Raw genomic sequence first — 25554 nt, 5'->3', positions numbered from 1 at the left:
ATTGTCATGGTATTGTTGCTATCAGGTAACAAAGTCATCTGTAAAGGACAATACTATGATCATGATGAAGCTGAAATCGGCGAAGGGGAAAAAATTTCTGTTATGCCTGCTGGCAGTGTTTATCGTTGCGGCATCGGTGGTAACGCGCGCGACTATCGGCGGTGTGATTGAGCAATATCATATTCCACTGTCCGAATGGACAAGCTCTATGTATGCCATTCAGTCGGCAATGATTTTCGTTTACAGTCTGGTGTTCACTATTCTGCTGGCGATTCCTTTGGGGATCTATTTCCTCGGCGGAGATGAGTAACAGGAATAGGGTATTGGCCGGATGGCAGTGCCATCCGGCAGGACGCAAGAGGGATTAATCGTCCTCGTCGTCCAGTTCAACCGGTGTTTGATACTCATCAGGCTTAATGACTAACAGGTCGCAGCGCAGATGGTCAATGACCTGTTCGGCCGTGTTCCCCAGAAACGCGGCTGAGAGTCCGGTACGTCCAACGGTGCCAAGCACAACGATCCCCGCCTGGAGATGTTCGGCAAGATCCGGGATAACTTCTTCCGGCAAGCCTTTTTCTACATGCGTAACTTTTTCATCAATGCTGAATTTCTGGCGCAGCGCTTTCATCGCCAGTAAATGCTGGCCTCTGATGGCGTCGTTATACACGCTGGGATCAAATTCCGGCAGCTCAATGGCGATATTGATTGGCGTAACGGGGTAGGCGCCGACCAGGTGTACTTCGGTATGATTAACCTGCTCCGCCAATTGTAAGGTCTCTTTTACCAGCTTTTCGTTGAGAGCATTGTGATAGGGCTCTTCGCTTGCCAGGTTCACGGCGACCAGGGCTTTGCCGCCTTCTGGCCATGGCTGATCTTTGACCATCCACACGGGGCTTGGGCATTTACGCAGCAAATGCCAGTCGGTAGGGGTAAAAATGACCGCTTCCAGTCGATCGTGCTGATGCGCCATTTTCAACACCAGATCGTGACTGCCGGCGATAACCTCCTGGATGATGGCCTCAAAGGGACGATTGTGCCAGACCACTTTAATTTCAATGGGGACACCGGCTTCAAGATAATATTTCGCCTGCTCACGTATCCAGGCTGTGCGTTGGCTTATTACGCCCTGACGCATTGCGGTGCGTTCGTCAGGAGAAAGCAGGGTGGTCATCTCATACGAGAAATCGTAAATAGGCAGGAAAGCTTTAATTTTGCCGCCAATCCGTTGATGCAAATAAACTGCTCGCCGTAATGCGGGTTGGTCGTCCTGATTGGGATCGATGACCACCAGCATATTTTGATACATAGCCATACAGGGTCTCCTTACAACTGTCATCGCAGTTTGTAACTAAAGAGTAACTCAAATATGGTGAATGAAACAGAGGAAGCGCTTCTGCCAGATCAATAAATGAGAAAAATTTAACGATATGGCAGAAGATAACATCAATGGTTTAGCTGACGTTTAAGCGACGTTGCGGGTATGACCGGCGAGGGCCGCCAGCGCATCGCTGTTTTCAATAGTAATATACTTACCTTTCACCGCCAGCATACCGCTTTTCTGGAAACGCCCCAGCAGACGGCTAATGGTTTCGACTGTTAAGCCCAGATAGTTGCCGATATCGCCACGGGTCATCGTCAGGCGGAATTCACGCGGTGAAAAACCACGCTGCGCAAAGCGGCGGGACAGGTTGTAAATAAACGCAGCCAGACGTTCTTCGGCGTTTTTCTTCGACAATAACAGGATCATATCCTGATCGCCTTTAATTTCACCGCTCATCAGACGCATCATTTGCTGACGCAGGTTAGGCATTTTGCCGGACAGGTCATCCAGCGTCTCAAAGGGGATTTCACATACCATTGAGGTTTCCAGCGCCTGAGCAAAGCTCGGATGATGACCGCTGCCAATAGCGTCAAAACCCACCAGGTCGCCTGCTAAATGGAATCCAGTAATCTGCTCATCGCCTTGCTCGGTAATGGTGTAGCTCTTAATCGTTCCGGAGCGGATAGCATAGAGCGATTTCAATTCATCACCTGCTTTAAACAGAGTTTGCCCTTTCTGAATGGGCTTTTTGCGCTCGATGATATTATCAAGCTGATCAAGCTCATGCTCGTTAAGTGTGAACGGGATGCAAAGCTGGCTGATACTGCAATCCTGGCAATGGATAGCACAACCGCCAGACTGAATGCGCCGTATAATTCGCTTTTCCGGGATCATAGGTCTGCTCAAGCCGTAATTGATATTTGTCAATTTTAACATCTTTTTGGTGAGCGCGTAAGTCTGAGCTATCCCGGAGAAGGAATAATTCAAGTATAAGTTTGATGAATATTTTTATCTATTTGAAAATACGAAATTTATTTGTTGTTGCTTTACATAAAAGTGTGACCGATAAGGCACTTTTTGCCTGTATATTCATAATAAAAGATAGCCTTCATGGCGTAATAGCCACTCTTTTCGCTGCACGCCACCGGCGTATCCGGTCAGAGTGCCGTTACGCCCGATGACGCGATGGCAGGGAACAACAATACTGATGGGGTTCGCGCCATTCGCAGCACCGACTGCGCGTGCGGCGCCCGGTCGTCCCAGTTGCGCCGCCAGTTGACCATAGTGCATCACCTGCCCGCAGGGGATAGCGCGCAACGCCTGCCATACTTCCCGTTGAAAAGGTGTGCCCCCCGTGGCGGTTTCCAGGGTATCAATTACGGCGAGATTGCCTGCAAAATAATCTGCAAGCTTATCGCTGAGTCCACCGGGGTTAGTCGCAGAAACGCGTTCATAGCCTTCGTGACGGTAGTGGATATTTAGCAGTTGCTCCATACGATTGCGGTACTGTTCCCACTCAATGGCCCGCAGTCGAAACTGCTCATCGCAAACCACCCATAACGGTCCTAATGGCGTGGCTATCTTCTCTTCAAGTAATCTCAGCATCCGTTCTCTCACATCGTCTTAATCTAACGTAAGAGACAAGATATCATGCCAGGAATACCCGCAACCATACTCCTTAAAAGATAGTCAGGGATAACACATTTAGCGACAGTAATATCGTTGGCGGAGAAAAAGAGAGCCGGGCGAGGCGGTTAATTGCCTTACATTGTCGCTGTTATTGGAAATAACTGTAAACCGTTGTCGCTATAACAGGGCACGGTTATGATAACGGCAGTCGCAAAAACGCTGGAGGATGAACCATGAACCTTGACGATAAAGCGCTGTTTCTTGACGCCATGGAGGATGTCCAGCCGCTGAAACGCCATACTGATGTACACTGGCAGCCAACGCGTAATCTTAAAACGCCCCAGCGTATCGACACGCTTCAGCTTGATAATTTCCTGACGACGGGCTTTCTGGATATTCTGCCGCTGAATGAACCGCTGGAATTTCGTCGGGAAGGATTGCAGCAGGGTGTCATCGACAAGTTACGCAGTGGGAAATACCCTCAGCAGGCCAGCCTCAATTTGTTACGCCAGCCGGTCGAAACGTGCCGAAAAATGCTGTTTCGTTTTATCCTGGAGGCGCAGAAAGAGGGGTTGCGTAATGTCCTGATCATTCATGGTAAAGGGCGAGAGGCGAAGTCGCATGCCAATATCGTCCGAAGCTATGTGGCCCGCTGGTTGACAGAGTTTGAGGATGTACAGGCTTATTGTTCGGCGCTGCCGCACCATGGCGGCGGCGGGGCATGTTATGTCGCGTTACGTAAAACGGTGCAGGCTAAACAGGATAACTGGGAGCGCCATGCGAAGCGTAGTCGGTAAATCGTTGCCGCTGGCGGACAGGACCGCCAGCGCAAGCTCGCGCGAACCCGATTTTATGCCTGACATAACGCCTCATCCAAATGTTCAGGATTCTGCAAGAGAACGGGCGATAACGCTGTCCGCGGTAATAATACGGAGAAACAGTCATTCGCTTATTTAAGCGTCTATTAAAATATACTAGCTTTCGACTTAACTGTTAAGCAGAAAATGGTGACAAGTACATCACTTGTCAATATGGATGGATGAATATCCTGGCATAGCGAATATAGGTGATTTTATCTGTTGCACTAAGGGAAATGGCGATGGTCTGGTATTGAATATGGAGAATGTCAAAGAAACGAATGGCAATAGGTATCTGAAATGCTATAAAAATAAAACCTGTCTCCTATCCTGGTTGTAGGCCGTCAAAAATGTTGAGAAATATCAGCGTCAGGACATGCATTATTCTATTCATGGTATGTACGTTTCTTTTGGTGGATACTTTACAAATAGCTTTTCTGCACGATCTCCCTATTTTAATTACGTGTAATATCATTTATCTGATCTCGGCATTACTGCTTTGGTGGTATATGACCTGCTATCTGGTAGTGCCAATTAATACCGTGAAGAAAAGTATTGAAGAGGTCGCAGCAGGAAACTTGTCTATTCATATCTCCGAATTTGGCAATAATTGCGCCGGGCGACTCATCCCCGGGATTAATAGCCTGTCGGAGAATATTTCCGCGCTGGTACGTGAAATCAGATCCTCTTCGCAAACGGCAATGACCCTTTCCGAACAACTGGCGGCGCGCAGTATGTCGCTATCCGTAAAGACGGAACAGCAGTCGGCCTCGCTAATTCAAACTGCCGCCAGTATGGATGAAATGGCGGCGAGTACCAAAAACAATGCGGATAATACCCGAATGGCGAGCATACAGGCGGATTGTGCAACCCAATGCGCCCGTAAAGGCGGGGAGTTAATGGGGCGGGTTACAGAAAATATGCGTTCTATTACCGACTGTGCCTCGCAGATGACGGAGATTATTTCATTGATTGACGGTATCGCATTCCAGACTAATATTCTGGCGCTTAACGCGGCGGTAGAGGCTGCGCGGGCGGGCGATCATGGAAAAGGTTTCTCCGTGGTGGCCGGGGAAGTGCGTAACCTGGCGCATCGTAGCGCCGAGGCGGCAAAAAATATCAAGGCGCTGATCGACGTTACGCATGACAATGTGCGGCAGGGGGCCGCCATAGTGCAGGAGGCTGAAAAAAATATGCAGGAGATTGTTGGCGGCTCCGGGCAATTAAACGTGCTGATGAGTGAAATTTCCACCACCACGCGGGAGCAGGAAAAAGGCATTAACCAGATAACACTGGCGTTGAGCGATCTGGAAAGCGCAACCCATAGCAATGTCTTAATGGTTGAAGCGCTATCTGCTTCTTCGGATGTTTTAAAGGCGCAGGTGATCGAGTTACAGACTAAAACCGACAAATTTCGTTTAAGCCCGCCGGGTTACAGTGAACATGCGCTGTCGCGCTCTCATGTATCACCTCTTTCGACCATCACCAGGCGCGGCCAGGCCTGATAATACATGTTTGGTAAGCGCCTGTTGCTAAGGTACTTTTTTCGCACGTTCCCGTCATTCTTTTTGCGCAATGAGAAAATGAGAGATTGCTTAACCTTTCCCGAAAGCTAGACTAACGGCATGAGAGTTGTAACGTGGAGGCGCTGTGGAAGCCATTAAGGGATCGGATGTGAACGTGCCGGATGCCGTTTTCGCATGGCTACTGGATGGTCGTGGTGGAGTAAAACCGCTCGAAGATAATGATGTGATCGATAGTCAGCATCCCTGTTGGCTACATCTTAATTATACCCACCCGGACAGCGCCCGCTGGTTGGCTTCAACGCCTTTACTCCCCAATAACGTGCGTGATGCGCTGGCTGGTGAAAGCTCGCGCCCGCGCGTAAGTCGTATGGGGGAAGGGACGCTCATTACGCTGCGATGTATTAATGGCAGTACTGACGAACGCCCGGATCAATTAGTAGCAATGCGTTTATATATGGACGAGCGATTCATTGTGTCTACCCGTCAGCGAAAGGTTCTGGCGCTCGACGATGTGGTCAGTGATTTGCAGGAGGGCACCGGGCCCGTAGATTGCGGCGGCTGGTTAGTGGATGTGTGCGATGCGTTAACCGATCACGCCAGTGAATTTATTGAAGAGCTACACGATAAAATTATCGATCTGGAAGATAATCTTCTCGACCAGCAAATCCCACCGCGCGGTTTCCTCGCATTGCTACGTAAACAGCTAATTGTTATGCGCCGCTATATGGCGCCGCAGCGCGACGTCTATGCCCGGCTTGCGAGTGAACGGCTGCCGTGGATGAGCGACGATCACCGGCGCAGAATGCAGGATATCGCCGACAGGCTGGGAAGGGGGTTGGATGAAATTGACGCTTGTATCGCGCGTACTGGCATCATGGCGGATGAAATTGCCCAGGTGATGCAGGAGTCTCTGGCGCGCAGAACTTATACCATGTCGCTTATGGCGATGGTTTTTCTGCCCAGCACCTTCTTAACGGGGTTATTTGGCGTTAACCTGGGCGGTATTCCCGGCGGCGGATGGCGGTTCGGCTTTTCTCTGTTTTGTATTCTGTTAGTTGTCCTGATCGGTGGTGTTACTTTATGGTTGCATCGCAGTAAATGGTTGTAACAAAAGCGCTTTTCAGGCCATTTCGTATGAAAAAACGCCGAGAAATTTGAGCGAAGTCAATAAACCATCTACCTATTCGGGGCAATATCTCTCTCGCAGGTGAATGCAACGTCAAGCGATGGGCGTTGCGCTCCATATTGTCTTACTTCCTTTTTTGAATTACTGCATAGCACAATTGATTCGTACGACGCCGACTTAGATTAGTCGGCTTTTTTTTGCCTGTAGGATATCAGCGTCTACCCTTTAAGAGTCTGATTGACAATCTGGAGGGTAATATGAGCTGTCTTTTGACCTTATTATATCTACACTCGTCCTTGTCGGACCCGGTTCCGACTGACCCTGTTCCCATTCCTGAGCCGCTTCCCCGTCCTCAGCCGATGCCCGACCCGCCGCCGGACGAAGAACCGATTAAAATGTCGCATCAAACGCCCGGATCTGCGAGGATACGCGCCTGCTGACTATGAGTCGTTACCGCGAGAGTAAATTGTGACCGCTTTTTCAACCCTGAATGTTTTGCCCGCCGCCCAGCTCAATAACCTTACTGAGCTGGGCTATCTTGAGATGACGCCTGTTCAGGCCGCAGCATTACCCGTCATTCTGGCGGGAAATGATGTGCGTGTGCAGGCCAGGACCGGTAGCGGCAAAACGGCGGCGTTTGGTCTTGGGCTCTTGCATCGAATTGACGTCACTCTGTTCCAGACACAGGCGTTAGTGCTGTGTCCGACGCGGGAGCTGGCGGATCAGGTTGCCGGAGAGTTACGTCGCCTGGCCCGTTTTCTGCCAAATACCAAAATTCTGACCTTGTGTGGCGGGCAACCCTTTGGCGCACAGCGCGACTCGCTTCAGCACGCTCCGCATATCATTGTCGCGACGCCGGGGCGCCTGCTGGATCATTTACAAAAAGAAACCGTATCGCTGGATGCGCTGCACATTCTGGTAATGGATGAAGCAGACCGAATGCTGGACATGGGATTCAGTGACGCCATTGATGAGGTGATCCGCTTTGCGCCTGCGACGCGCCAGACGTTATTGTTTTCAGCAACCTGGCCTGAGGCCATTGCGGCGATTAGCGGTCGTGTACAGCAGCAGCCAATACGTATTGAAATCGATACGCTAGATGCGCTACCGGCTATCGAACAACAGTTCTTCGAAACGTCTGCGCATGAAAAGATTTCGCTGCTACAAACGTTGCTTAGCCAGCATCAGCCAGCGTCCTGCGTGGTGTTTTGCAATACCAAAAAAGATTGTCAGGCCGTTTGTGATGCGCTTAATGCGGTAGGACAAAGCGCGTTGGCGCTCCACGGCGATCTGGAACAACGCGACCGCGACCAGACGTTGGTGCGTTTTGCAAATGGTAGCGCGCGCATTCTGGTTGCCACCGACGTTGCCGCGCGAGGATTAGACATTAAATCGCTCGAACTGGTGGTTAACTATGAACTGGCCTGGGACCCGGAGGTGCATGTCCATCGTATTGGCCGTACGGCGCGCGCGGGAAGCAGCGGTCTGGCGATCAGTTTCTGCGCGCCGGAAGAGGCGCAGCGGGCGAATATTCTTTCAGAAATGCTGCAACTCAAGCTGAACTGGCTGAATGCGCCCGCCCGGCAGCCGTTACTCCCTCTGGCCGCAGAGATGGCTACCCTATGCATTGACGGCGGCAAAAAAGCGAAAATGCGTCCGGGAGATATTTTGGGCGCGCTGACCGGCGATATTGGATTAGACGGGGCGGATATCGGCAAAATTAACGTGCATCCAATGCACGTTTACGTCGCCGTACGTCAAGCAGTAGCGCAAAAAGCCTGGAAGCAGTTGCAAAACGGGAAGATCAAAGGCAAGTCATGCCGGGTACGGCTATTAAAATGATCGATAGTATGGCGTCTCAGCGGAGTGCTGAGACGCCTGCAGATTATTTCACTTCGATAACATCAAGCCGCAACGCCTCTAAGGAGGTGTCATCTTCTTCCGGCTGCCAGCCAGCGGGCTGCAATGGAATCTCTTCACGATCGAACGCTAAATCGCCGCCGTCGACGACCTCGGAACCGTGAGTGATCCCTTTGAAATCGAACAGGTTAGTGTCACAAAGGTGAGACGGCACGACATTCTGCATGGCGCTAAACATCGTCTCGATCCGTCCAGGATAGCGCTTATCCCAGTCGCGTAGCATGTCGGCAATCACCTGGCGTTGCAGGTTGGGTTGCGAACCGCACAGATTACAAGGAATGATAGGAAAGGCTTTGGCCTCAGCAAAACGGATAATATCTTTCTCGCGGCAGTAAGCCAGCGGGCGGATCACGATATGTTTGCCGTCATCGCTCATCAGCTTCGGCGGCATCCCTTTCATTTTTCCGCCATAGAACATATTCAGAAACAGGGTTTGCAGAATATCGTCGCGATGGTGGCCCAGGGCGATTTTGGTCGCGCCCAGTTCAGTCGCCGTACGATACAGGATACCCCGACGCAAACGCGAGCACAGCGAGCAGGTGGTTTTTCCTTCCGGAATCTTCTCTTTCACAATGCCGTAGGTGTTTTCTTCGACGATTTTATATTCTACGCCCAGCTGCTCAAGGTAGGCTGGCAGGATATGCTCCGGAAAACCTGGCTGCTTTTGATCGAGATTGACGGCGACCAGTGAAAAATTGATCGGGGCGCTTTGCTGCAAATTACGTAAAATTTCCAGCATCGTATAGCTATCTTTGCCGCCAGAAAGGCAAACCATAATGCGATCGCCTTCTTCAATCATATTAAAATCGGCAATCGCTTCGCCAACGTTACGGCGCAGGCGCTTTTGCAACTTGTTCAGGTTGTATTGTTCTTTCTTTGTAACTTGTTGATTATGTAGCATTGTTTTTTGTCTCAAGACCCTTCTGGGACATATAAGGGGCAAATTTTAGTAAAGTACTCATCCAATGTTAAGCGAAAATTATGTAGTTTTTCATAGTTTGAGCATCTTTAAACTGTTGCGTAAGTATTTTAACATTGCTGATAAAATCTGCAGTTAGTTCACTTATACATGAGTTTAAATTAAAATGTGTTAAGATATTCGCTTAGTTTAAGATGATTATTTTTTATATTTTGTAGCGGGATTCACATTCCATTGTAAAGATAAGTTGACATTTATTGGGGGCGAAGTGAGTGATATTCTGTCGTGGATCGAGGTTGGTAAACTTTCAGCTGAAAGAGATGATAATCTTGTAAATTACTTCTTTGATAATGGAGTACTTCAAAGTGTTATTAACACACCATCTTCTTTTTTAATTCTTGGAAGAAAAGGTGCCGGTAAAACAGCCCTTTTTCGTTATCTAACAAATAACCCTAGACAATATTTAAAAGATAATGAAGTATTAGTATCTTTATCTTTTGAAGACTATAATTGGCGAGTTCATTCACTGCTTAGTAATGAATATGCAGCTGAGTCTTTGGCATATAAACAGTCTTGGAAATTTGTAATTTTAGTTGAAGTGATTAAGGCTTACTTAAAATATTTAGAAGAAAATAGGCTAACTATACCTAAGCCATTAAAAAATGCTAAAGTTGCACTGGAGAAAATTTTTGACACGCCATTCCCTTCTATTTCTGTATTGGTTGGGAGGAAATTATTAGGGTTAGGAAAAATTTCACTGCCAAAAGCTGGGTTAGATATATCTGACGGTGACTTGAATTCTCTTGAATTAAATGGGGGGGAAGTAAATTTCGAATCCGCCTCAAGTGATCCCGATTTACGTGATAAGTTGTGTAATAATATTGATCATTTAATTGATTATTTTGAAAGTTGTCTCCGAAGCAGTCAGCCAATGCATGCAAAAGTTTTTGTTTGCTTTGATCGTATAGACGAAGCATGGGATGATATTTCAGTAGATGTATCCAGAAGAGTTATAGCAGGGTTAGTCACCGCTGCTGATGCCATAACACCAAAATATAATGGTAACATTAGGCCTTTGATTTTCCTGAGGGAAGATATATTCGAAGTATTAAGCCTAAATGATTCTAATAAACTGCGAGAGGATTGCGGAGCTCTTCTCCATTGGAGTAGAGATACTTTAATGAAGATGCTTCTCCAAAGAATAAATTATTATGGCGCCAATGTAAATAAAGAGCCAGTACATGATGTTGATGACCTTTTTGATCGTCCTGAGATGCGGCAGCGTGCAAAACCTTTTAATTACCTGATGAAACGCTCGATGATGCGTCCTCGCGATATGATATGTTTATTGACTAAAACAATTAGTTCCATGCGTGATGATAAAAACGATCCGTTCTCAGATAATGATCTTGTTGGTGATAAGTTGGAAGTCGAATATATCTATCAGGCTGAACCAAGTTATTCAGAGTGGTTAAAACAGGAAATCAATGATGAATGGGCGGTTCAGCGCCCTGAAATAAAAATACTTATGTCTGCTATACAGAATCATTCGTCTACAATATTTACTAAGAATGAATTGGTTGCTGAATTGCAAAAAATAGATGCCACCTATAATACTGAATTAATCAATGAACAGATACGCTTTATGTTCGATATATCATTGATTGGGTTTAAAGTTGGTCAGTCGACAATTTGGCGTTACAAATGTTTTTATCCTTCACAGGGGTTTATTGATTCTGATGAATATAAAATTCATGATGGATTGATCCGAGTTCTGAATCTAAAGGAACCTCGGGATAAGAGTGATGCCTGAAATTATTGCAGGTGACATTTTGTCACCTGCTTAAAATATAATATTTTGTATTCTGGATAGTTTTTTATGATTTTTTTAAATATTCTACGATGATAGCTTTCTGTTCAAAAATATATTTTTTCGTCATTCAAGTCTTCTATTCACTGAGTATACACTTCATACACCATCTGTGCAGTTTCATGCCCCATTTGGCTGGCGATAAATGCCGGTTCGCTCCTGCCGTCAACAGCCAGCAGGCAAAAGTATGTCGCGTATGGTACGGATTACGGCGACGAATGCCAGCACGTTTTAATAGAGATAGTACCTTCGGATATTGTCAACTGTATACATCATGCAGACAGGCCCGTTAAGAAGTGACGGGCTCAACTGAAATTCAGGCGCTGCTGCGTCCTGATGATGGTACGTTTCAAGTGGTTCCGTGGGGTGAACCGGGACAGGTGTAAAGTGATATTCGGCACACCCTTTTTGCTCTTTTATTGGCGATATAAAATACGGTATCAGTATTTTATTATCTAATAAGATAATGCAGAGTGTTTAATTATCGTTGGGTAAGATCAGTTTACCGTATGCTATTTAAAATTTTCTTGCCTATTCTGGTGGTCGTATTGAATTAAAAATAGCCTGTTTCATATATACAGTTCAGACAAATGATTTGCGATGAGAATTGCTACCTGATATCTACATCTTATGATGTATACCATAATTCTGACTGGAGAACGTAATGCGTATAACAGTAAGTGATATATCAACCAGAGAATCACAGCAGACGGTACAGATACAAGCTATCAGAAGTTGGGATACCATACCGTACCTTTCAATGTTGGATGGACTTTATCAGGACGATATCTTTCATGAACAAGTGTCTAATTTACCAGTAGAATATATTAAGCTGGATGAGATGGCCAAAGATGAAGAAAAGAACAGCGTAAATATTTATGACTTCTTCTTTGAGCCAATACATGAAATTATATGTGAAGATATTAAATCAACATTGGATTTTTATTATTCAAATAGTGCAACCTTCCGTAGGTTGGTTAATTATAAAGTAGAGCGCAGCATAAATGACGATGTAGACACCAATAAATGTGAGGTAAAGATATCTCCAGATTATAGTTACGAAAATATTGATGAGGGGCGAGGATATTTATCGCTTCCATTTGATAAAAACGGCTATCCAATTTCCCCTGACTTTCACAACTGTGTAAATGGAATCACATCAGAAAAATTGTTGTTAGATCTATTTCTAAAATATATTTTGCACGATCATTTAAATGCAAACGGTGAAGTTACAAACATTTACGCCAATGTTATTTATAAAGAGATTGATCCCGCTGCAATTGCACATACATCGGCGTGTTTTTCTCAGGTAACGATGAGTGGTGAACATGAGCTATTTAATGTGGATAGCGTAACTGTTCCACCTAAAAGTACTGAGCAAATTATATCTGAGGGAAAGGAAATTCAAAGGCAAATTTTCTTATCTTCTCATAGCCGCAATCATGCTCAGTCAGTAACTGTTCATAAAATGGACAGGAGTATTAAAAAAATTGCAGTAACTGGTTTGTTATTATCATCAAGATTAGCAGTAACATCTGGTGATTATAGGATAAAAAATGGTAATTCAGAAGGTGAGAATGATTTTTTACCCGTTAAAGAATTACAGAGATATGAAAGGGCTCTCCCGGAGGACCATACTGCCCCAAATACGGAGCCTCATCCGCTAGGTAAGGTGTTAGATGGCATATTTGATCATTTGACATCTGTAGCAGGAGGACCTCTTATCGCAATACTCAAACTACTTGGAAAAGAACAAGAGGCCAATAGTTATAAAAGAGGCTATCATGAATTACTTGCATTTTCTCAAACTGGGCAGTGGACGCATGATGGAAGAGCTATTGCTGCTGAATATATGTTTAAAGGTCTTTTAGTTCATTTAAGTGATCGTCTCATTGTTCTCGGTGAGGGAAGTTTCGTTTCTTTTTTCTCTTTTGTAAGAGAAAACATTCAACACCAATATAAAATATATGAGCTAATGGCGCGTGATATGCTGGTTCATCCTTTGCCTTTCAGCACTGATTCTGCACCACCCATGATAGACAGGCCTTTATGGACAAGGGAAAGCCATTATACGAAAGTCCTGTATGAAAAGTTTCCTGACATTTCTGGTTCAAGTTTTGAGGTTTTCTATGGTAAGGAGGCTATTATTACAGCGTTAGAAATAGTATCTTTCAATAGACAAGAAAGAGGAAAGAGCGCTTTTAATAAAAAAAGGATGAGTCATCTTTATAAGCTAGTTCAATTAGTGATACACCATTTATCCAGCAATGGTGGTGATAGAGTATTGCTTAGCCCTAAAGGCATAAAAAATAATTTTATTATTATGCGTCATATTATTTTTTGGTGTGCAAAGATAAAGGTACCGGTTGATGATAAAAAAATAAACACAATAGCAAGAAAAATTGTAGTTAATAATAAATTTTCCAACGGTGTTAAATCAATACTTCCCAAAAGCAACGATCCTTTAATTTCGTTAATGAAAGCCGCGATCAATAAGCAGCTAAACTGGGCGGAGAAATATTATCGAGCAGAGACTCATATGAAGGAACATATGCAGGAGTGTGATATTTTAGGACTAATGGACACCAACAAAATGGTGCGAGAGGCCGTTATTGGGCTTATTCATGAGATCAGTGATATTGCGCAAAGCAGCTGGCTGACATTAGAAGAACAACATGAGAAACAGGCTCAGTCTCTCGAATCGTTCAAGGAGAAAGTTTCCTCCATGAATGGCGGTCAACAATTCGTTTATGGATTTAATAAGATTATTCAGGAGGGGTTGGGAGGATTAATTGAGCTGAGTTTTGATCTTGATGATACTATACATCATCGCACAACTTCCTCATTAAGTCCGGCTGCAAGAGCAGGACTTCACCTCTTAGGAACGGTCTGGAATATTGTAATGAGTATTGTCCCTGGCTTTAACGCACTGGCTGGTACCAGCAGTATTCTTAACCGGGCTGTTGTGGAAAACTCTGCGGATGTATGCGGTTACGTACAGGATATTATTCGTATCGGTATGGAGGCTGTTCCTGTTGCAGGAGCGAAGTTCACAGAAAGAGCGGCAAATGCAAAGTATACGGGTCTCCGATTTGTTGAAAATAAAATACAAAGAGGTGTAATACGAGCGCCGATTCAAAAAGGGAGTAATTATAAAATTATAGAGTCAATAGAAAATACAGATTTTATTTATCAAAAAAGTAGTCAGAAAGTTCTTGAGTTAGGTCCAGCGGGAAACGATGGGCTCCATCGCGCTACCGGTTTTGATAAACAAACGTATGGTTATTACAAACCGTCAGGAGAAGGCTTTTACAGAAAACAAGCCTCATATCCACCGCTGTCAACGGAAGCGCCTAATACGATAAAATATGGCGATAGAGAGCTCGTTTTAACTAAAGAACCAAATTCACAAACGTATCAGGCAACCTATTCGGATAGCGGAAAAAATTCAGCTATGACATTTTACCGATCTTCTGATGGACGATTTTATCAGGCGTCAGGGCTGAAAGGTGGGGGGCTTATTCGCCATATTGATAAGCCTTATTCAGAGTTAAGAGAAGGAGACGTGGGTTATGATGAAGAACTTCTGGAAATTTCGGATGATTCACCCCTACTGGAAGATATACTGGCCTCCCTGTCAGAAGATTTATACCCTACATCAGAAGAAAATGTACAAAGTATTTATAAGAAATACCAGAGTGGGGATGCTGCAGCAGGGGAGACTGAAGTTGTATTATGCCGAGGTACAATAGGTCAGCAGGCTGAAAATATTGTTAGCTTTAAAACTGCAGGAGGTATTGAGGGGACCGATGTAGAGGTATTGCCTGTCTCTGCTGAAATAGCCAAAGAGCAGGTTCGAAGTGGAAGAATCGTACCTGAATATACCACGGATCTTAGTGTTGCAGACAGGTTCAGCAGGGAACATTATCTTATTATCGTTAGGGCAAAAGTCAAATATCTTACACGAGGTAGCGTCAGTGAAAGCGGCTGGGTTATGCCAAAAAACACACCAGTGGACCCTGTTGGTATAATTGACAGGACATATGGTAATGCAGAAAATATAGGGCAGGCAAACGCTTCTAAGTAATCATAAATCCTGAACGGGTTTATTGTAGTTATCTCTCGTGTATGAAAGATTGCTTTTATATTCTAAATAATTCGAGTTGCAGGAAGGCGGGAAGCGAGTGAATCCCCAGGAGCTTACTCAAGTAAGTGACTGGGGTAAGGGAACGCAGCCGCAGCACATGCAACTTGAAGTATGTTACTGCAAGATACGCAATGGTTCAAAAGCGTCTTTATTCTGTCATCCGTATTAATTAAGATGTCACCACGACCAGAAAAATATCGGAACGAAGAGATGTATGACTAAAGAAGCTGTAATCTTTCTATTTATCGCCATCGTGGTAGAAGTTATCGCCACGATCTCATTAAAATTATCGGATAGTTTTACGCGTCTGGTACCGAGCATCGTTACCATCATCGGATATTGTATCGCGTTCTGGTGCCTTACCATCCCTATGCGAACCATCCCTGCGGGTATCATTTATGCCATTTGGTCTGGGGTAGGGATTGTTCTTATTGGATTGATAGGATGGTTGTTTCTTGGCCAAAAACTGGATGTGCCGGCTATTATTGGCATGTTGCTTATCATCTGCGGCGTAATCGTAATCAATCTATTTTCAAAAAGCGTCAGTCACTAGGCGATGATGATGGTTGATTTGAGCCCGCACTCTCTTATGCGGGCTCGGGTATTTAGCGCACCACCAGTACGGAGCATTCCGCATGACGCACAACGGCTGCGGCGTTGGAACCCAACAGATAGGTAGTAATATCCGGACGATGCGAGGCGATAATCACCATATCGGCCGGTAATTTTTTTGCCATTTCCAGAATCTTATCTTTAGGAGAGCCTTCTGCAACGTGCGCCTGCACGCGGTCCGCGGGAAGGTTGAATTTCTTGATAATCGCTTCCAGTTGAGATTTGGCTTCGGCTTTCAAATCGTCCATTGCGGGGAGCTCTGCTGAATAAGCCAGTCCCAGGGAAGCGTAATAGGGCAAAGACGGGATTACAGTCAAAAAGTGCACTTTAGCGTCGTCAATCTTTGCTTCGGCTTCAACATGCGAAATCACGCGTTGAGTTAATTCTGAATCTGAAATATCGATGGGTACAAGAATCGTTCTGTTCATAAAACCTCCTGTTTAAGTATCCACTGAAATTCTACTCCCTAAAGGCACTTTATGTACAATGACATACGTCACATTTTAGGTGCTGCTCCACGATACTCTGCGGGGACTACCAACAGGGGAGGACGGCGTAATATTAAGCGCATTCCCCGTAAATAATCAGCGAGTTGACGTTAAAACGTTATTTATGCCTTGTCAGGAAAGACCTAAAAAGAGATGTTACCGTTTAATTCAATAATTAATGAAATAATTCGCAGTGAAATAGATATAATTTATACGAATGCTTTTGGGGGTATTATACGAAATAAAAATTATACAATATCATTCGGTTACGATATTCTACGCCTGTTATATGCCTTTATTGTCACATATTCATTTTGTCGCTGGGCCATTGCGTTAACCTTTGCTTTCCAGCGTATAAATTGACAAGCCCGAACGAATGTTCGGGCTTTTTTTGTTTCCAGGTTAATCCTTAGAATATTTTTTAATCTGCGCCGGGTTTTTCCGCTTTTCCTGCCAGCAAGGCAAGAAAGTCATAGCGTTTTTGCAAATCCAATGCGGCATCTCGCCATAATTGTTCAGCTACTTCAGGCTGTTGCGCATTCAGGCGACGGAAACGCTGTTCATTAAGCAGCGTTTCCGCCAGGGCATCAGACGGTGGCCGAGAGTCCAGCGCCAGCGGCGGCTTGCCTTCATCCGCACGGCGGGGATCAAAGCGGTATAACGGCCAGAAACCGGTCGCCGTTAACTGGCGCATCTGGTCATGGCTTAGCGCCAGATCGTAGCCATGTTCTTCACAGGGGCTATAGGCAATGATCAGCGACGGTCCTGGCCAGGCTTCGGCCTCCTGGATGGCTTTCACCGTCTGGTTTAACTGCGCGCCCAGCGAGATTTGCGCGACATAAACATGACCATACATCATCATGCTGACACCAAGATCTTTACGGGCTTTACGCTTGCCATGTTCGCCAAACTTAGTGACGGCGCCAAGCGGCGTCGCCTTCGACGCCTGGCCGCCAGTATTGGAGTAACACTGCGTATCCAGAACCAGAATATTGACATTCTCCGTCAGGCTTAACACATGGTCTAAACCGCCAAAGCCGATGTCGTATGCCCAACCATCGCCGCCAATCAGCCAGATTGATTTTTCTACCAGCGCATCAGCATCCTTTAACAGTTCCTCTGCGCCCGCAACCGATTTCAGATGTTGGCGTAATGCGGCGACCTGTTCACGCCGAACGTCAGGCGTTGCTTCGGTATGCAGAGCATCGTTTAATTCCGCCGGAATGCGATCGGCGAATTGCGCCAGTAAACGCATAACGCGCGCCCGGTGCTGATCCACGCTCAGACGGAAACCGAGACCAAATTCCGCGTTATCTTCAAATAACGAATTCGCCCATGCCGGGCCGCGTCCGTTGGCATCGGTGGTATAAGGCGTTGAGGGCAAATTACCGCCGTAAATAGAGGAACACCCCGTGGCGTTAGCGATTAACATTCTGTCGCCATATAACTGAGTCAGCAGTTTAATATACGGCGTTTCACCGCAGCCGGAACAGGCGCCGGAATATTCAAACAGCGGCGTAATGAGCTGCGACGTGCGGATATCAATTCGTTCCAGTTTGCTGCGTTCGATTTCCGGTAAGTCGAGGAAAAAGTCATAATTCACTTTCTCTTCCTCCACATGCTCAAGGCGCGACATCATGTTAATCGCCTTGATCTGTGGATTTTGCCGATCTTTAGCCGGGCAGACCTCTACGCATAAATTACAGCCAGTACAGTCTTCCGGCGCGACCTGCAGCACATATTTCTGGCCGCGCATATCGCGGGACTTCACGTCCAGCGAATGCAGACTGGCTGGCGCGTTCTCCATCGCCTGCGGGGAAACGACTTTTGCACGAATCGCCGAGTGAGGGCAGGCGGCGACGCAGTGATTACATTGTGTACACAGTTCCTCTTTCCAGACAGGAATCTCTTCGGCGATATTGCGTTTTTCCCAGCGGGTGGTGCCCATCGGCCATGTTCCGTCCGGCGGCAGGGCGGAAACAGGCAGTGCGTCGCCGAGGCCCGCCAACATGGCGGCGGTAACGGTTTTCACGAAATCTGGCGCGGCGTCGGAGACAACCGGCGGGCGATGCGCGCTGTGCGGATTAACCGCCTGCAACGGCACTTCCGCCAGCGATGCCTGCGCCAGAGCCAATGCCTGCCAGTTACGCTCAACCAGATCCTGTCCTTTGCTGCTATAGCTTTTGGCAATCGCGCCCTGCAGCTCAACCAGGGCGCTATCGCCCGGAAGAATATGCGTCAGGTGGAAGAAAGCCATTTGCATGACGGTATTGATGCGGGCGCCAAGTCCACATTCGCGGGCGATTTTCGCCGCGTTAACCACGTAAAAACGCGCCTTTTTCTGATTCAACACCGCCTGAACTTCTTGCGGCAGACGCGACCAGACCTCGTCGGCACTGTACGGCGTATTAAGCAGAAAGATTCCGCCTGGCTTCAGACGTTCCGCCATCTGATATTTATCGATAAACTGTAATTGATGGCAGCCGACAAAATCCGCCTGAGCAATTAAGTAAGCGGAACGAATGGGTTTCTCGCTGACGCGCAGGTGCGATACCGTGAGCCCGCCAGCTTTTTTAGAGTCATAAACGAAATAACCTTGCGCATACCACGGTGTAGAATTACCGATAATTTTAATATTATTTTTCGTGGCGGATACGCTGCCGTCGCTTCCCAGACCGTAAAATAACGCTTCAAGTTTAGCGCTGCCGGGCAGGGTATTTTCCGGTAACGGCAGCGAGAGGTTAGTAACGTCATCATAAATGCCCACCGTAAACCGTGGCTTGGGTTTCGCATGGCTGAGTTCATTAAAGACCGCCAGTACGCACGCCGGGCCGAACTCTTTGGATGATAGCCCATAACGGCCGCCAATGGTGCGCGGCAACGTTTCGCGCTCGCCATTATTAAAGGCTTCCGCCAGTGCGGTCATCACGTCCAGATAAAGCGGCTCGGCCTGCGCGCCAGGCTCTTTGGTGCGATCCAGCACGGCGATAGCGCGAACGGTTTCCGGTAATGCCTGTAACAAATGTTTGGCGGAGAAGGGGCGGAACAGACGGACTTTCAGAACGCCGACCTTTTCTCCGCGTATCAGTAGCTCGTCCACGACCTCTTCGCAGGTGCCGAGGGCGGAGCCCATCATAATGATGACGCGTTCAGCCTGGGGATGGCCATAATATTCAAATGGCTGGTACTGACGGCCCGTAGCGTCGCCAAATGCCTTCATCGCCTCTTCAACATGATCATAAACGGCGTTGTACCACGGGTTGGTCGCTTCGCGAGACTGGAAGTAGGTATCCGGATTCGCTGAAGTTCCACGAATCACCGGATGTTCCGGATTCAGCGCGCGGGCGCGGTGAGCGTCGATCTCCGCCTGCGGCATCAGGTTCAGAATGGTTTCATCCGTTAGCGGTATAATTTTGTTGATTTCATGCGATGTACGGAAGCCATCAAAAAAATGAATAAACGGAACGCGGCTTTTCAGCGTAGCCCTGTGTGCGATCAGCGCAAAATCCTGCGCTTCCTGAACGCTGGCGGCGCATAACATCGCGCAGCCTGTCTGGCGGACCGCCATCACATCGGAATGGTCGCCAAAAATAGAAAGCGCGTGTGTGGCGACAGTGCGCGCGGCAACGTGCAGTACAAACGGCGTGAGCTGCCCCGCCAGTTTATACAGCGTTGGAATCATCAGCAGCAGCCCCTGCGATGATGTAAATGACGTAGAAAGCGAACCGGTTTGTAACGCACCGTGAACGGCGGCGATCGCGCCGCCTTCCGACTGCATCTCTACCACACGCGGCGTATCGCCCCAGACATTTTTAAGCCCATTGCCGGCCCAGGCATCCGCTTGTTCAGCCATTGTTGAACTGGGCGTAATCGGGTAAATGGCGATAACCTCGCTGGTACGGAACGCCACCGACGCTACTGCGCCATTACCGTCAATTGTTTGCATATGACACCCTTACATTGCGCAAAAAAGAGGGACACGCATAATCGTGAGCGCATCCTGTAGTTATCCTTTTATTTTAGCAAAGCCCTTCAAGCCCCATTTTCGCTTTTGTGTCCCTGGCGGGAGGAGAATGACGATTTCTTGCCGAAAAGACGTAAAAAATTGCCAATAAATGTTAATGAAGCGCATAAATGCGCGCTTTGCCTCTCGACGCGTCAGTTTCTGCTGCCTATTATTTAGGGCGGTGTCGTTTGGATGAATAAACAGAGGGGAGAGAAATGCGCGCAGCGTTTTGGGTGGGATGTGCCGCGTTATTATTGTCGGCTTGCAGTAGCGAGCCTGTTCAGCAGGCAACTGCGGCGCATGTTTCGCCAGGGATGAAAGCGGCGATGTCCAGCGCCGGCGAAGCGAATTGCGCTATGATTGGCGGTTCGCTTTCAGCGGCCCGGCAGCTTGATGGTTCAGTAATTGGTATGTGCGCGCTACCCAACGGCAAACGTTGTAGCGAACAGTCGCTTGCCGCCGGAAGCTGCGGGAGTTATTAAGCGCGGCGTTTCGCCTGACGCGTATAACTTTTCACTTAATGGCTTAGTGCGCTAAATCCGCCAGTTTATACATTAGCGTTGTTTCTGCCGTCGCCAGCGTTAATTGGTTCGCGGTTAAATCGACCTGTGCGCCTTTGCTGAAGAGCTCGCTGAGGGTACCGTCCAGCGCATTAAGCTGCTGATCGGCGCACATCATTCGGGTCATCGCTAAATTTTTCACTTTTAATTCGCCGTCCGACAGTTTTCCTTCGCCGGTGAATTGATTGCACATTTTGCCAGATACCGTCATGTCCTCGCCAAAGCTGAGCTCCGGGCCGGTGACCGTTTTACCGTTTACGCTTTCCAGAACAAAGCGGTGGTGCTCCAGTTGCTCGCGTTTGACGGACACTTTTCCACTGCTCACGCACCCTGTGATTATGATGCTCAGGGCGACCAGCGTGACGATTTTCTTCATTGATATTCTCTGTAATCTGATAGTTAACACTGACTATAGTAATGATATGACCGGATAGATCTTCAGGGGTTATCCGAAAATGCTCCCCTGAGCGCAGGGGAGCGACAGGATTAGAACAACGCGTTCGGGCAGGCTTCGCCCTTCTCAAGCTGGCTTAAGTTTTGTAGCGTGGTTTCAGAAATGCTAATCAGCGCTTCTGCGGTCAGGAATGCCTGGTGCCCCGTAAACAGTACGTTATGGCAGGCCGACAGACGGCGGAAAACATCATCCTGAATAACATCGTTTGATTTATCTTCAAAGAACAGGTCGCGTTCGTTTTCATACACATCCATCCCCAGCGAGCCGATTTTCTGATTCTTCAGAGCTTCGATAGCCGCCTGGGAATCAATCAGCGCGCCACGACTGGTATTAATGACCATAACGCCATTTTTCATTTGATCGAATGCCGCATGGTTCAGCAAATGGTAGTTTTCCGGCGTGAGCGGGCAGTGCAGGGAAATGACATCCGATTCGGCAAACAACGTTTGCAGATCCACATACTCGACGCCGAGGTCAAGCGCGGCGGTGCTGGGATAGGGATCAAACGCCAGTAAACGCATTCCAAAGCCTTTCAGGATACGCAGCGCGGCGACGCCGATTTTACCGGTACCAATGACGCCAGCGGTTTTTCCGTGCATGGTAAAGCCGGTCAGTCCCTCAAGGGAAAAGTTAGCGTCACGGGTGCGTTGATAAGCGCGGTGAATACGGCGGTTCAATGTCATCATCATGCCAATCGCATGTTCAGCGACGGCTTCCGGAGAATAAGCCGGTACGCGCACCACCTGCAAACCGAGCTCTTTAGCGGCATCCAGGTCGACATTATTAAATCCGGCGCAACGCAGCGCGATGTATTTCACGCCGTGTTTTTTCAGCTCTTCCAGTACCGGTCGGCTCCCGTCGTCATTCACGAAGATACAAACTGCTTCACATCCGTTGGCGGTTTTCGCCGTTTTCTCGGTTAGCAGAAAATCAAAAAACTCCAGTTCAAAACCGAACGCTTCGTTCACTTGCTGTAGATATTTCTTGTCATACTGTTTGGTACTATAGACGGCGAGTTTCATATGACCTTCTCCAGTGATGTTAGAATCACACAAATATGCTTAAAATTATCTTACAAAAAATCAAAAATAATTGATAGTCATACATATAATGAATAATTTTAGGTTATCATTCTCCACAACGCCTCAAATAGCCGGAGGGCGCCCCTGCAACAGGCATAACGCATCACCCGCTTGCAACATGAACTATTAGGCTATGTACGGGCAATCATGCCAAAATAAAGAGATAGCCAACTGAATTTTTCGTTAAATCAGGAAATTAATGGCCCATGAAGGGTAAATATAAAGCCGCCCTTGCGCTACTGTTACTGCTGATTCTTGTCCCTCTGACGCTACTGATGACCCTCGGGCTGTGGGTTCCCACTCTGGCGGGAATTTGGCTACCCGTCGGTACCCGTATCGCTCTGGAACAAAGTCCACGCCTGACACGTCATGGGTTAGTGATTCCCGATCTTCGCTATCTGGTCAATGATTGTTCGTTAGCGCATATTACCCAGGCGGAACTGACGCATCCCAGCCGTTGGTTGCTGAATATTAAAAGCCTCAAACTGGATGCCGCGTGCCTGGCGAAACTGCCCGCTACGGAAGCCTCTCCCGCCGCGCCGCGTACGCTGGCGCAGTGGCAGTCAATGCTGCCCAATACCTGGATTAACATCGATAATGTCATTCTCGCGCCCTGGCCGGAATGGCAGGGCAAGCTGGCGATCTCTATGACGCCGGTCATTCAGCAGATACGTTATCAGGGCGAAAAAGTAAAATTTCAAGGGCAGCTACGCGGTCAGGCATTGACGGTGAGCCAACTGGAGATCGCCGCGCTGGCCAACCAGCCTCCCGTTAGCCTGGCGGGGGAGTTTATGTTGCCGCTGGTACCGGATGGCCTGCCGGTCAGCGGTCATGCGGCAGCGACCTTGCGTCTGCCGCAGGAACCGTCGCTGGTGGATGCGGAACTGGAGTGGCGTGATAACGCCGGACAGCTCATCGTGATGGCGCGAGGTAATCCTGACCCGATTCTCGATCTCCCCTGGGCGGTAACGCGTCAGCGGCTTACCATCAGCGATGGCCGCTGGAACTGGCCATATCAGGGATTCCCCTTGAGCGGACGTCTGGCTTTTAATATCGATAACTGGCAAGCCGGGCCGGATAATGCACGAGTCAGCGGACGCCTGAATATTCTGACCCAGGGCGATGCCGGTAAAGCGAACGCTGTACTGACTATCGGCCCGGGAAAACTCAGCATGGACAGCAGTGAGATGCCTCTACAGCTTACCGGCGAGGCTAAACAGAAGGATTTAATCTTTTATGCCGTATTGCCCGCTATGTTCCGCGGCAGTCTGGCCGATCCGCAGCTCACCTTTGCACCTGGCGCATTGCTACGCTCGCGCGGACGGGTGATTGATGCGTTAGATATTGATGAAATTCGTTGGCCGCTGGCGGGCGTTAAGGTGACGCCGCGCGGCGTTGATGGTCGATTACAGGCTATTTTACGGGCGCACGAAAATGAGATGGGCGATTTCGTTCTTCATCTTGATGGCCTGGCGAATGATTTTCTCCCTGATGCTGGTCGCTGGCGTTGGCGCTATTGGGGGCAAGGAAGCTTTACACCAATGCGCGCCCGCTGGGATATTGCCGGACAGGGCGAATGGCATGATAACACCATCAGGTTGACCAGTTTGTCCACCGGCTTTGATCAGTTGCACTATGGCGCAATGACCGTCACATCGCCAAGACTGGCGCTGAATAAACCTATTGTCTGGGTTCGCGACGCCACAACGCCGTCGCTACAGGGCGCGCTGTCTCTGGAGGCGGGAAAAACCGTATTTACCAGCGGGAGCGTGCTGCCGCCTTCTACCATTAATTTTAGCGTTGAAGGGCGCGAGCCAACCCTGTTCCAGTTTAAAGGCGACCTTCGGGCGGGGGCGATAGGGCCGGTACGGCTGAATGGGCGCTGGGATGGCGAACGCCTTCGCGGACAGGCCTGGTGGCCGAAGCAGTCGCTTATCGTTTTCCAGCCGTTGCTTCCACCAGACTGGAAAATGACGCTGCGCGAAGGCTCACTGTATGCGCAGGTGGCTTTTTCCGCCGCACAGGGGCAGGGGTTTGAAGCAGGTGGACACGGCGTGTTAAAAGGCGGTAGCGCCTGGATGCCGGATAACAAAATCAACGGCGTCGATTTCATTCTGCCATTTCGCTTCCACAACGGCGCGTGGCAATTGGGGACGCGCGGGCCCGTCTCGCTGCGTATTGCCGGGATAGTCAACCAGGTCACGGCGAAAAATATCACTGCTGATTTACAGGGCGGTTATCCCTGGAGCGAGTCGAATCCATTACTGCTAAGCGATGTCAGCGTAGACGTGCTGGGCGGTCAAATCATTATGAAACAGTTGCGAATGCCGCAGCACGACCCGGCGCTTTTGCGGGTGCAAAATATTTCATCCAGCGAATTGATTAGCGCCATAAATCCAAAGCAATTCGCCATGTCTGGTCCGGTCAGCGGCGCGCTGCCTCTGTGGCTGAACAATGAAAAATGGATAATCAAAGATGGCTGGCTTACGAATCCCGGGCCAATGACGTTGCGTATCGATAAAGATACTGCGGATGCGGTGGTGAAGGATAATGTCACGGCAGGCTCGGCGATTAACTGGCTACGTTATATGGAGATTACGCATTCGTGGACGAAAATTAACGTTGATAACCTGGGCGTACTAACGATGCAGGCGGCCATTACCGGCAAAAGCCGGGTAGATGGTAAAACCGCGATCGTTAACTTGAACTATACCCATGAAGAAAATGTGTTTACGCTGTGGCGCAGTTTGCGTTTTGGCGACAATTTACAGGCATGGCTTGAACAAAATACAGCGTTGCCGCAACCTCCTTGCCGGAAAGACAAGGACTGTGAGGATAAATAATGAAAATGAGTATTGCCATGCTGTCAGCGCTTGCGTCATTTATCGTGGTGGGCTGCACGCCACGTATTGAAGTCGCCGCGCCGGAACAGCCGATTACCATCAACATGAATGTAAAGATCGAGCATGAAATACATATCAAAGTCGATAAAGACGTTGAAGAACTCCTGAAATCACGCAGCGATCTATTCTGAGGC

Annotated in this window: 20 protein-coding genes and 1 pseudogene; 11 read left to right on the top strand and 10 right to left on the bottom strand. The window is 48.0% G+C overall.

The features are described from left to right. The first annotated feature begins 55 nt into the window (after window positions 1–55). Entirely contained in the window at window positions 56–310 is a 255-nt protein-coding gene (locus tag ACLD3P_RS05765) for a DUF2534 family protein (RefSeq protein WP_000605645.1), read from the top strand. 54 nt (window positions 311–364) lie between these two features. On the opposite strand, the gene uspE is transcribed toward ACLD3P_RS05765, so the two are convergent. The 3 genes from uspE to ogt form a co-directional block, all read right to left on the bottom strand. Beyond that, window positions 365–1312, bottom strand: coding sequence for a universal stress protein UspE (gene uspE / locus ACLD3P_RS05760; RefSeq protein WP_001262138.1), 948 nt, complete (start codon window positions 1310–1312; stop codon window positions 365–367). Window positions 1313–1462: 150 nt separating this feature from the next. Then, window positions 1463–2215, bottom strand: a complete 753-nt coding sequence (fnr, locus tag ACLD3P_RS05755) for a fumarate/nitrate reduction transcriptional regulator Fnr (RefSeq protein ID WP_000611914.1) — start codon at window positions 2213–2215, stop codon at window positions 1463–1465. 195 nt (window positions 2216–2410) lie between these two features. Next, window positions 2411–2926, bottom strand: a complete 516-nt coding sequence (gene ogt / locus ACLD3P_RS05750) for a methylated-DNA--[protein]-cysteine S-methyltransferase (protein WP_023203164.1) — start codon at window positions 2924–2926, stop codon at window positions 2411–2413. 257 nt (window positions 2927–3183) lie between these two features. On the opposite strand from ogt, the gene smrA reads away from it, so the two are divergent. The 4 genes from smrA to dbpA all read left to right on the top strand — a co-directional run bounded on the left by smrA (window position 3184) and on the right by dbpA (window position 8301). Next, window positions 3184–3747, top strand: a complete 564-nt coding sequence (smrA, locus tag ACLD3P_RS05745) for a DNA endonuclease SmrA (RefSeq protein ID WP_001046799.1) — start codon at window positions 3184–3186, stop codon at window positions 3745–3747. Between the two features lie 410 nt (window positions 3748–4157). Further along, the gene (locus ACLD3P_RS05740) at window positions 4158–5312 is read left to right on the top strand and encodes a methyl-accepting chemotaxis protein (RefSeq protein ID WP_411006417.1); all 1155 of its coding nucleotides are present in this window, start codon (window positions 4158–4160) and stop codon (window positions 5310–5312) included. Between the two features lie 145 nt (window positions 5313–5457). Continuing rightward, entirely contained in the window at window positions 5458–6441 is a 984-nt protein-coding gene (gene zntB, locus ACLD3P_RS05735) for a zinc transporter ZntB (RefSeq protein WP_000387373.1), read from the top strand. A 486-nt stretch (window positions 6442–6927) separates the two neighbouring features. Continuing rightward, complete coding sequence (gene dbpA / locus ACLD3P_RS05730; RefSeq protein WP_411006418.1) at window positions 6928–8301, top strand: ATP-dependent RNA helicase; 1374 nt, start codon at window positions 6928–6930, stop codon at window positions 8299–8301. Window positions 8302–8344: 43 nt separating this feature from the next. Here the strand turns inward: dbpA and ttcA are convergent, their stop codons facing one another. Beyond that, window positions 8345–9280, bottom strand: coding sequence for a tRNA 2-thiocytidine(32) synthetase TtcA (ttcA, locus tag ACLD3P_RS05725; protein ID WP_197905891.1), 936 nt, complete (start codon window positions 9278–9280; stop codon window positions 8345–8347). A 286-nt stretch (window positions 9281–9566) separates the two neighbouring features. On the opposite strand from ttcA, the gene ACLD3P_RS05720 reads away from it, so the two are divergent. After that, on the top strand, window positions 9567–11111 hold the full coding sequence (locus tag ACLD3P_RS05720) for a P-loop ATPase, Sll1717 family (protein ID WP_411006419.1): 1545 nt from the start codon (window positions 9567–9569) through the stop codon (window positions 11109–11111). 140 nt (window positions 11112–11251) lie between these two features. On the opposite strand, the pseudogene ACLD3P_RS05715 reads toward ACLD3P_RS05720, so the two are convergent. Next, window positions 11252–11403, bottom strand: a pseudogene (locus ACLD3P_RS05715) (tyrosine-type recombinase/integrase); the annotation flags it as partial. Between the two features lie 429 nt (window positions 11404–11832). Between ACLD3P_RS05715 and ACLD3P_RS05710 the strand changes: the two are divergent. Both ACLD3P_RS05710 and ACLD3P_RS05705 read left to right on the top strand, forming a co-directional pair. Continuing rightward, window positions 11833–15255, top strand: coding sequence for a DUF4765 family protein (locus ACLD3P_RS05710; protein WP_411006420.1), 3423 nt, complete (start codon window positions 11833–11835; stop codon window positions 15253–15255). A 274-nt stretch (window positions 15256–15529) separates the two neighbouring features. Continuing rightward, on the top strand, window positions 15530–15868 hold the full coding sequence (locus tag ACLD3P_RS05705) for an SMR family transporter (protein WP_000159237.1): 339 nt from the start codon (window positions 15530–15532) through the stop codon (window positions 15866–15868). A 52-nt stretch (window positions 15869–15920) separates the two neighbouring features. Here ACLD3P_RS05705 and uspF read toward each other — a convergent pair whose 3' ends face one another. The 3 genes from uspF to ACLD3P_RS05690 form a co-directional block, all read right to left on the bottom strand. Further along, window positions 15921–16355, bottom strand: a complete 435-nt coding sequence (gene uspF, locus ACLD3P_RS05700; protein ID WP_001082296.1) for a universal stress protein UspF — start codon at window positions 16353–16355, stop codon at window positions 15921–15923. A gap of 481 nt (window positions 16356–16836) precedes the next feature. Then, a complete protein-coding gene (gene nifJ, locus ACLD3P_RS05695) occupies window positions 16837–20361 on the bottom strand; it encodes a pyruvate:ferredoxin (flavodoxin) oxidoreductase (protein ID WP_079841725.1) in 3525 nt (1174 codons plus the stop codon). Between the two features lie 60 nt (window positions 20362–20421). Then, complete coding sequence (locus tag ACLD3P_RS05690; RefSeq protein ID WP_366540699.1) at window positions 20422–20733, bottom strand: reverse transcriptase; 312 nt, start codon at window positions 20731–20733, stop codon at window positions 20422–20424. On the opposite strand from ACLD3P_RS05690, the gene ACLD3P_RS05685 reads away from it, so the two are divergent. Beyond that, complete coding sequence (locus tag ACLD3P_RS05685) at window positions 20637–20903, top strand: DUF333 domain-containing protein (RefSeq protein ID WP_001200680.1); 267 nt, start codon at window positions 20637–20639, stop codon at window positions 20901–20903. The two genes, ACLD3P_RS05690 and ACLD3P_RS05685, sit on opposite strands and share 97 nt — an antisense overlap. 43 nt (window positions 20904–20946) lie before the next feature. Here ACLD3P_RS05685 and hslJ read toward each other — a convergent pair whose 3' ends face one another. Together hslJ and ldhA are read right to left on the bottom strand one after the other, a co-directional pair. Continuing rightward, entirely contained in the window at window positions 20947–21357 is a 411-nt protein-coding gene (gene hslJ, locus ACLD3P_RS05680) for an META domain-containing protein (RefSeq protein ID WP_411006421.1), read from the bottom strand. Window positions 21358–21467: 110 nt separating this feature from the next. Further along, on the bottom strand, window positions 21468–22457 hold the full coding sequence (gene ldhA / locus ACLD3P_RS05675) for a D-lactate dehydrogenase (protein WP_000762206.1): 990 nt from the start codon (window positions 22455–22457) through the stop codon (window positions 21468–21470). 266 nt (window positions 22458–22723) lie between these two features. Between ldhA and ACLD3P_RS05670 the strand changes: the two genes are divergently transcribed. Continuing rightward, window positions 22724–25360: a YdbH family protein gene (locus ACLD3P_RS05670; protein ID WP_023224037.1), complete on the top strand. Its 2637-nt coding sequence runs from the start codon at window positions 22724–22726 to the stop codon at window positions 25358–25360. Beyond that, window positions 25360–25551, top strand: a complete 192-nt coding sequence (locus ACLD3P_RS05665; protein WP_000784063.1) for a YnbE family lipoprotein — start codon at window positions 25360–25362, stop codon at window positions 25549–25551. Before ACLD3P_RS05670 ends, ACLD3P_RS05665 begins: the two co-directional genes overlap by 1 nt. The last annotated feature ends 3 nt before the right edge of the window (window positions 25552–25554 follow it).

It is taken from the genome of Salmonella sp. 741265073_HBA, assembly GCF_046569105.1.
In the GTDB taxonomy this organism is placed as follows: domain Bacteria; phylum Pseudomonadota; class Gammaproteobacteria; order Enterobacterales; family Enterobacteriaceae; genus Salmonella; species Salmonella enterica.
Note: the sequence above shows the minus strand (reverse complement) of the source record. Positions and strands in the feature narration are given on the sequence as shown.

Coding starts and splice junctions, on each gene's coding strand:
- ACLD3P_RS05765 (WP_000605645.1), top strand. CDS start 56: ATGATCATGATGAAGCTGAAATCGGCGAAGGGGAAAAAATTTCTGTTA.
- uspE (WP_001262138.1), bottom strand. CDS start 1,312: ATGGCTATGTATCAAAATATGCTGGTGGTCATCGATCCCAATCAGGAC.
- fnr (WP_000611914.1), bottom strand. CDS start 2,215: ATGATCCCGGAAAAGCGAATTATACGGCGCATTCAGTCTGGCGGTTGT.
- ogt (WP_023203164.1), bottom strand. CDS start 2,926: ATGCTGAGATTACTTGAAGAGAAGATAGCCACGCCATTAGGACCGTTA.
- smrA (WP_001046799.1), top strand. CDS start 3,184: ATGAACCTTGACGATAAAGCGCTGTTTCTTGACGCCATGGAGGATGTC.
- ACLD3P_RS05740 (WP_411006417.1), top strand. CDS start 4,158: ATGTTGAGAAATATCAGCGTCAGGACATGCATTATTCTATTCATGGTA.
- ttcA (WP_197905891.1), bottom strand. CDS start 9,280: ATGCTACATAATCAACAAGTTACAAAGAAAGAACAATACAACCTGAAC.
- ACLD3P_RS05710 (WP_411006420.1), top strand. CDS start 11,833: ATGCGTATAACAGTAAGTGATATATCAACCAGAGAATCACAGCAGACG.
- ACLD3P_RS05705 (WP_000159237.1), top strand. CDS start 15,530: ATGACTAAAGAAGCTGTAATCTTTCTATTTATCGCCATCGTGGTAGAA.
- uspF (WP_001082296.1), bottom strand. CDS start 16,355: ATGAACAGAACGATTCTTGTACCCATCGATATTTCAGATTCAGAATTA.
- nifJ (WP_079841725.1), bottom strand. CDS start 20,361: ATGCAAACAATTGACGGTAATGGCGCAGTAGCGTCGGTGGCGTTCCGT.
- ACLD3P_RS05685 (WP_001200680.1), top strand. CDS start 20,637: ATGCGCGCAGCGTTTTGGGTGGGATGTGCCGCGTTATTATTGTCGGCT.
- hslJ (WP_411006421.1), bottom strand. CDS start 21,357: ATGAAGAAAATCGTCACGCTGGTCGCCCTGAGCATCATAATCACAGGG.
- ldhA (WP_000762206.1), bottom strand. CDS start 22,457: ATGAAACTCGCCGTCTATAGTACCAAACAGTATGACAAGAAATATCTA.
- ACLD3P_RS05670 (WP_023224037.1), top strand. CDS start 22,724: ATGAAGGGTAAATATAAAGCCGCCCTTGCGCTACTGTTACTGCTGATT.
- ACLD3P_RS05665 (WP_000784063.1), top strand. CDS start 25,360: ATGAAAATGAGTATTGCCATGCTGTCAGCGCTTGCGTCATTTATCGTG.